This is a genomic window from Carboxylicivirga sp., from assembly GCF_982718395.1.
The window spans coordinates 1-8048 of sequence record NZ_CEXQWX010000225.1 but is presented as its reverse complement, the minus strand read 5'-3'; the positions used below and the strand labels follow the sequence as shown (position 1 = coordinate 8048).

The following is an 8048-nucleotide window of genomic DNA, read 5'->3' as shown; positions in this document are numbered from 1 at the left end:
AATCATAAAACGCTTTTGGAAACCCGAAAGCCTTTAAATACTGCAGTTAAAAACTTATTGAAGATGATTGAACTTCAGCAGGTGGTGCAAGAATCGGATGCCTTTAATGCAGTGGTGAATCAGATTGATAACCTGATTGCATCCAGCATGTCAAGTGCGCGTTTATCTAAATCATTAAGCGACCGAATTGGTATTGAGGGTTAGGGGCCCAAAGTAAAGGGATTGCAGATGTCATTGATGGTAATATTTTTAAGATATCTATAATTAGTCTTAAAAAGAAATCACTCGAGTCAGGTTGTAATTACCAGACTTCAGTGACACGTTTTATACTAGCATAATCTCTATACAATTGAAATGAAGTGAATGTGAGAATAGAAAGTAGGGTGACTGACGGATTTTGAAAGGATATTAGGCTGGTGTCAATAATACAACTAAATGCCAGATGATAGAGATGTTATGATTTTTATATTTCATCATATAAAATGTGGACAATAGTGTCCTTTAACAAACTAAAAAAAATAGAATGAAAAAATTATTATTAAAGACTCTAATCTTAATTGTTATGAGTGGATTATTTCTTTCATGTGAGAAAGAAAATGATTTAATTATTAAAGATAAAATGTTATCCAATGTTCCAATGGAAGGTGTGGTAATTAACACAATTACCACTGATGTTCTAATCAATTACCTAGGGGATGAGTTTATGGCTAAGTTTGATGGTGAACATTATTATATAATGGGTGATATTAAGATTTCAAAATATGATCTTGAAGAGCATAATAAACATTCAAAGCTAAAAGCGGCTGGTGTACATAGTAGGAAATGGCCGAATAATATTGTCTATTATACAATTAACAGTTCAGTGCCTGATCAACAGCGTATTCATGATGCAATTGATCTTATTGAAAGTTCTACTAATGTGATGTTTAAACTGAAAAATCAGTATACTTTAAACTATATTGAAATAGTGTATGATTCTGCAAGTACATACTCAAGTTCGATTGGAATGAATAGAGGACGTCAAGAGATCGGTATAGCTGATTGGGCGACTTATGGTAATGTTGCCCATGAATTTTTACATGCTCTTGGTGCGTTCCACGAGCAGAGTAGAGTGGATAGAGATGATCATATTATAGTGAATTTTCAACATATAGAATCTGACGAAACTACTCAATATCAATATAAAAAGTATACTGAACAAGGATATAATGGTTATGATTATGGTGCATTTGATTTTAATTCAATAATGCTGTATTCCTCCTCTTTTTATAATGGAGGTTGGTCTATGACTGATTTAGATGGTAATCCATTCTTTGCTCAAAGAAATAATTTGTCTACAACGGATAGGCAGCATTTAAATTCTTATTATCCATTTATTGATGTGACAATTAAAGGAAGTACGAGTTTGTTAAATATCAATAAAACTGGAGAAAGCTTTTCATGGACAGTGGATTTTGGCAATAATGCTAGTACCGCTTGTGAATGGACAGTCCAAAATGGTGGGATAGAACTTGGAGCTGGTTCTGGAACATACAAAACTTTATATGCTCATTACGATTCTAGCCTTCGTAATGGTCAAAATGAAATTTGTGTATTGCGTGTTAATTGCCCTGCAATAAACTCAAGCGCTTCTATTCAGATTACCGTAAAAGATGGATATAAGTTATATTCTTGGGATTCTGGAGATTTACCTCCAATTGATTTGTAAAATGTTTTGATACAAAACAAATGATCTCAACTATAATGCATTTATTTACTTATAGCTTTTAATAAAGGAAATTCAATTCTCAACTTGTATTGAATAACAATCAATTTTTCTTTTAACAAAACAAACCCGCTACCTGAATAAAGTAGCGGGTTACTTATCCTATATAAAAACCATAGGTTTTCTATTAATCCACTTACCTCTTGTAAAGTCAGGGAAATATTGAGGTGCACTGCCCTGAGCAATCGAAGCTTCTGATAATGGAGTAATTGCACTCCAAGCCGCTGCATCGTACACATCCAGTGCGGGTTGACGCTTTTCTTTCACGGCATTTACAAACTCACGGGCTACAAAAAAGTCCATACCGCCATGTCCACTGCCTGCCGCTTCCTGTTCGTATTTTTTCCAAAGTGGGTGGTCGTATTTATCCTGGAAAGCTTTGAAATCATCCCATCCATGCCCTTCACTCTGCCCTTCAATAAATATGCGTCGCGTACCATAATCAAAATCTGTGATGCCATCGGTTCCTTGTACTCTGAATCCTAATGAATAAGGGCGAGGCAGGTTACAATCGTGCGTGACGATAATGGTTTCACCATTGGTTGTTTTGATGGTTGACGTAATCACATCGCCTTGCTTCCACGGTAGTTTAGCGTGAGGATGATCTTTACCGCCTTGTTCTTCAATATAATCTTTTAAGCCTACGGCCTTGGTAGCTGTCGATGTCAGGTATAAGAAACGGTTGCCGCGATTGATATCCATCATTGCTGCAATTGGTCCTACACCATGAGTTGGGTATACATCAGCATTACGTTTTAAAGAGTGTTGAGTTCTCCAGGCAGCTTCTCCGTGTGCTCCTTCACCAAATGCAAGGTCTTTATTAAACTTCACACCCAACAGGCTGTGAAGGTAACCACATCGTCCGTGAACAATTTCTCCAAACAAGCCTTGCTTCACCATATTCATCACTGCCATCACATCGCGACGGAAGTTTACATTTTCCAGAATCATACAAGGAATACCCGTAGCTTCAGAAGTATTAACCAAATCCCAGCATTCTTCAATGGTATTGGCTGCTGAAACTTCTAAACCGGCATATTTACCAGCTTTCATGGTTTTCACCGCCATATGTGTGTGCCACAACCACGGAGTTGAAATGATCACACCATCCACGTCATCTCGTTTCAATAGCTCTTCGAATGCGTAGTCGCCCTTCGTGTAAGAGGTTATGTTGTTATGACCATGCTTGGCCAATAGTTTTGTAGTTATATCAATTGCTTTAGGATCAATATCGCAAATGGCTGTAATATCTACTCCCGGCAATTGAGCAACATTTCTAACGTGTGCCCGTCCGCGTCCTCCAACACCAATAAAGGCAATATTTACATTCCCGTTTTTTTTACTTTTACTCTTTTTAGCACCTGCATTGACAATATGGGGTGCCACAGCTACACCTGCGCTGACCACGGTAGCTTTTTTCAGAAAATCTCTTCTGCTGGAACTCATGATTTGAATTTTAAGTTGAAATAATGGTAGCTAAAATATAATCAATTACAGGAACAAAAGGGGGGATAAAGGGGGGAATAAGCTGTAATTATTCTCAATTTAAAGTGTAGCTAATCAATCAGGTGCTGATAACTTAGTGAAAAATCTTCACCATATAAGGCTGAATAGTGTTTGCAAAAGTGGTTGTACTCATCCTTAGCCATTCCGTGCTTACCAACCGAAACCAATTCGTTTAAGAGTACTTTTAAGGCAAACTCGTTTAACTGATCAAACAATAACATGGTTTTAGCCAACTGAGTTGCCACCTCTTTATTTGATGCGTTTTTGATTTCTTGATAAATGCTGGTCAATAACTCAATGACTTCTTCAGTAAGCTGATTTTTGAAAGGGTCGAGCCATTCGGCATGCGTATTCTGCAGAATATTTCCTGGTTGTATCAAAAACAGCAAATATTTTACATCCTGCATATTCAATTGTTGATTATCTAATTGCTCTTTGATACGAGCTTTGTATAATTGAAAGGCTTTTATGTCCACAAATAGATCATCTGCGCAATCGATCTTCCATTTTTTATCCTGATAAACAATATTAATCCCTTCAAAGGATTGGAGTATTTTCCGAAGCCGTTTAATATTGGTTCCCCTATTGTCCTTTGCCTTATCAGGCGGAAATCCTGGCCAAAAGGTTTCGGTAAACTGACTGACATGTACACCTTGCTCACTCTTTAAAGACGATAGTATTAAGTAGGTGAGTATTTGTTTTAATAGTGGCGAGAAACCAGGGATGGATTTCTCATGACCATCCACAATCCATTGAAAGGTACCAAACAAGCGAATACCTGTTGTGATTTCAGGTAATTTACTAGTAGAAACTGGCTCGTCAGTTGATGTGACTTGTTGAGCCGGTTGCTTACTCTTCTTTTTTCTTCGTATCTGTAAATATAAAAGAATCAGAACTAACAGGATTACTGATGCAGCAGTATACAACATTGTGGGATGACTACCATCAATGTTTTGTTGATATAGTTGTTGTACTTCTCTTTGCGATAAGCCACGATTCCATATTTTCAGATCATCAATACTGCCATAAAATTGTTCGCTCCATACGTTATTACCAATCACTAAGGCATGATCATTAGGATTAATTTCGGATGTGACAATCTCATCAACCTTAGTACCGTTAATATAAAATCTAACGGTGTAATCTGGCGAAAACACCACTGCCAAGTGCGTCCATTTGTTGACCTGAATTTTATCTTTCACAATATGATCACGTATGGTCGCAGTTGTAAAATCCGGGCTGGCTTGATGTAGCTTAAATGAGAAAGAAGAGCCAAAACCTACTATGCCATTATAGTCGTGTATACTATAGGGCTTAATCCAAACCGAAATACTGATTGGTGCATTGAAATTCAAAGAATTCTTTTTACCATAATCAATAAAAGAATTACTCTTCGAGAAATGTAAAACAGTGCCTCGATCACGATCTTTGATAAACTTGGCACCTTTAAGTATACTGCCGTTCCAGTTGCTTTCCATCTTATTCTTTTGATCCCCGTCAAAAGCAAAGCTATATACCAAATCATCCTCCTCACGCATGTCGTAGGCATTAAAAAGCCGTGGATTATCTGACATGAAATCATGATGAATAACTTCTCCTGGGCTGATCTTGTAGCCATGTTTATGTGGCTTATAAACTGCACTGGATTTAAGCATTGGAAATGAGAATTGAGCCGGAGAAATTACACCTCGAGCGTGATTCCAGTATATTTCATTCAAACCCGAATTATTATATACAACTTCGCCTGAGAATCTTTTTACTTGGTTTAGAGAGTCTGCGATATGGTTTAATTCCTGAAAGGGCAGGTGAGATGAATAAATGAAATTAGGTAGTTTACCCGTCGTATTCCATGAATTTATGCAATTCCGTAAGTACTCATTACTTTTTGAAGATTGAGATGAAAACAATACCAGTCTGTTTAATGGCTCTTTACTAAAACGGTCTTGGTACTTTAAATTCTTTTTGATTTTATCTGCAGAAGTTCGGGTAATTTCATCTTCATAAACAACCAAAAGCGAGATGTTGTTATTATCTGATGATTCACCAATAACTTTCTTTTCAGATGGACTATAAACTGAATATTTGTTGCTGAATTGAATATTCAGTAGGTGATTTATGCTGTCTTTGTTAATGTCTCCCGTTATGATGAGAGTCAAGTGTTTGTTGGTGTTTTCTTCTTGATATTTAATGAATTGTTTAAAGACATGTTCAAGTGATAGGTCAGGGATATTAGTGTTTGAAACAGTATAGCTTTGTTGCTCCTGTTTTATCTCAATAATAAAAGATTGAGCTCCAGCCTTAAGACTTTTGGGGATATCATTTAAATTAATTTCACACGAGAAGGATTGTTGAGAGATAGAATGTGAGTTGGCAACACTATAAAATGTTCCGAGAGTTGCAATTATAACTGTTATCCAAATTCTTAAGTAATTCACCAGTATCCTAAATTTAGTGCAAGGGCCATAAAGATATACATTAATCTATTTATTAAGCATTCTGTAATAACAAGACAAGTGTTTTTGTACCTTTGAACTCATCGAAAAAATCGTTAAAGCTTCCGCATGTCAGAAAATAACTTAAATAAGTTCTTCATAAGTATTGTTCTACCGTCTTTATTAGCTATTGCGCTATTCATTATATCTTTCTATTTCATCTTTCTGCCCGAATTTGAAAAGGCCATAATGGACGAAAAAAAGGAGATGATTTCAGAGCTTACCAACACGGCCTGGAGCTTGTTTGAAGAGTATGAAAATGAATATCAAAAATCAAATTTAAGTCGCGAGGAAGCGCAACAACAAGCCATCAATCGGGTAGCCGAGATTCGATATGGCAGTGAACGAAAAGACTATTTTTGGATTATCGATCAACAACCGCAGATGATTATGCACCCTTATCGTCCCGATCTGGTTGGAAGTGACTTAAATAATTATAAGGATCCCAATGGCAAAAAGCTTTTTGTTGAAGCTGCAAGGATTGTCGAAGATACGGGTGAAGGTTTTATTGATTATATGTGGCAGTGGAAAGATGACGCATCACTTGTGGTTCCCAAGTTATCGTATGTAAAGTCGTTTGAACCGTGGGGTTGGGTAATCGGAACGGGTATCTACCTCGATGATGTGGAGGCAGAGATTAAAAGTTTACAGAGGTGGTTGCTACGAATTACATTGGTTATATTAATCATTATTACACTTATCCTGCTCTATGTGGTCAGACAAAGCCTTTTAATTGAGATAAAGCGGAAGAATTTAACAGCAAAACTTCGTTTGTCTGAGCAGAAATATAAAACGCTGGTAGAAGCTTCAACCGAAGGAACCATTATGTTTTTGCAAAAGAAAATCATCTTTGGTAATGTAAAATTCAGTGGCTTGTCAGGTTATGGTATTAATGAATTATACAAAAAGAACCTGGAAGATATATTTTCAACAACTTGGGAGGATATTGAAGAATCGTTTACCGATGTAAGAACAACTGTTTCTATTGAAACAAACCTTTTGTGCGCCAATGGCAACAAGAAAAATGTTGTAATTGCAGTTTCAAAGGTCAATTATAATAATCAGGAGGGTTATATCATTAGTCCCAAGGAAGTTTCTAAAAAGGTCTTGATTGAAAAAGAAACGGAGAAACTATCAAGTGAATTGCAGACTTCACTGTTATTAATGAAGCAGCCCATCAAACATTTGGTTCAGGAACTACTTTCCTGTCCGGCTGATATGACCATTCAGAAGGCAGCTGAAATGATGACCAGGAATAATAAGGCCTTTATATTTATTAAGCAAAATGAGCAATTGATTGGCATTGTCACCGATAGTGATTTGCGTAACAGAGCCCTTGCTTTGGGCAGGGATATACAAAGCCCGGTAACACAGATTATGACTTCACCAATTGTGTCGATAGATGAGAATGCATTGCTTTACGAAGCACTCTTGGCATTTAATAACAAGGAAGTTTCCTACCTGATGACCTTAAATGAGGATTATGAGTATACTGGCGTCATCACTTATCGTGATGCAACAGCATTACAACAAAACACGGTAGGCTATTTTATGAAGGAAATTGAAGTAGCTTATACGATTGAAGAATTAAGCGTTATCCATAAGAAAGTACCGGTCTTGGTTAATGCTTTGGTAGAGAGCGGTGATAAAACAGCCAATATTACAAGGATCATCACATCAATAACCGATGCATTTACGAAACGTGTTATTGATTTAGGTATTGAAAAGATGGGACCACCACCATGTGAGTTCACGTTCATGGTCTTAGGCAGTGAGGGGCGTATGGAGCAAACTCTGACAACAGATCAGGATAATGCCATTATTTTTGAAGATCAGCCCGAAGAAAAGTTGACCACTGTCAAATCATATTTTGAGAGCTTGGGTAATTATATCTCTGATTCACTGCATACCTTAGGATATAACTATTGCAAAGGTGGTATTATGGCCAGTAATCCAAAATGGACCCAACCATGGTCGGTTTGGAAAAGCTATTTCGATAAATGGATGGATACAAGTGATCTGGAAAGTATTGTAGAAGCCGGCATCTTTTTCGATTTCAGAGGTATTTATGGCAATTACTCATTGATTCAGAATTTAAGGAACGATGTATTGGAAAGCGTGCAGACCAAAGGAACTTTCTTATCAGGTTTGGCGCAATCAGTAGGGAATTTTAAGTCGCCGATGAGTATTTTTGGTAATATTGTTGGTAATGATAGTTCGTCAAAGGATAGCGCTGATCGCGCTGCAGGAGGACGGCACCTTGTCCGGCCGCATGGCCAAGGACG

5 protein-coding genes are annotated in these 8048 nt (G+C 37.1%); 3 read left to right on the top strand and 2 right to left on the bottom strand.

Annotated features, from left to right (window positions below; all coding sequences use genetic code 11):
- On the top strand, nt 1-204 hold a 204-nt coding region (locus tag AC4MRQ_RS23845), incomplete at its 5' end, for a hypothetical protein (protein ID WP_491200236.1).
- Nucleotides 205-523: 319 nt separating this feature from the next.
- Complete coding sequence (locus AC4MRQ_RS23840; RefSeq protein ID WP_491200235.1) at nt 524-1708, top strand: M12 family metallopeptidase; 1185 nt, start codon at nt 524-526, stop codon at nt 1706-1708.
- 159 nt (nt 1709-1867) lie between these two features.
- Here the strand turns inward: AC4MRQ_RS23840 and AC4MRQ_RS23835 are convergent, their stop codons facing one another.
- Both AC4MRQ_RS23835 and AC4MRQ_RS23830 read right to left on the bottom strand, forming a co-directional pair.
- Nucleotides 1868-3211 carry a Gfo/Idh/MocA family protein gene (locus AC4MRQ_RS23835; protein WP_491200234.1) on the bottom strand — a complete coding sequence of 448 codons (1344 nt, stop codon included), beginning with the start codon at nt 3209-3211 and terminating at the stop codon, nt 1868-1870.
- A gap of 110 nt (nt 3212-3321) precedes the next feature.
- Nucleotides 3322-5706, bottom strand: coding sequence for a LamG domain-containing protein (locus tag AC4MRQ_RS23830; protein WP_491200233.1), 2385 nt, complete (start codon nt 5704-5706; stop codon nt 3322-3324).
- A gap of 126 nt (nt 5707-5832) precedes the next feature.
- Here AC4MRQ_RS23830 and AC4MRQ_RS23825 point away from each other — a divergent pair.
- On the top strand, nt 5833-8048 hold a 2216-nt coding region (locus tag AC4MRQ_RS23825; RefSeq protein WP_491200232.1), incomplete at its 3' end, for a DUF294 nucleotidyltransferase-like domain-containing protein.

Bases quoted from the DNA above. Each gene is read 5' to 3' on its own strand.
- AC4MRQ_RS23840 (WP_491200235.1), top strand. From the start codon at position 524: ATGAAAAAATTATTATTAAAGACTCTAATCTTAATTGTTATGAGTGGA.
- AC4MRQ_RS23835 (WP_491200234.1), bottom strand. From the start codon at position 3,211: ATGAGTTCCAGCAGAAGAGATTTTCTGAAAAAAGCTACCGTGGTCAGC.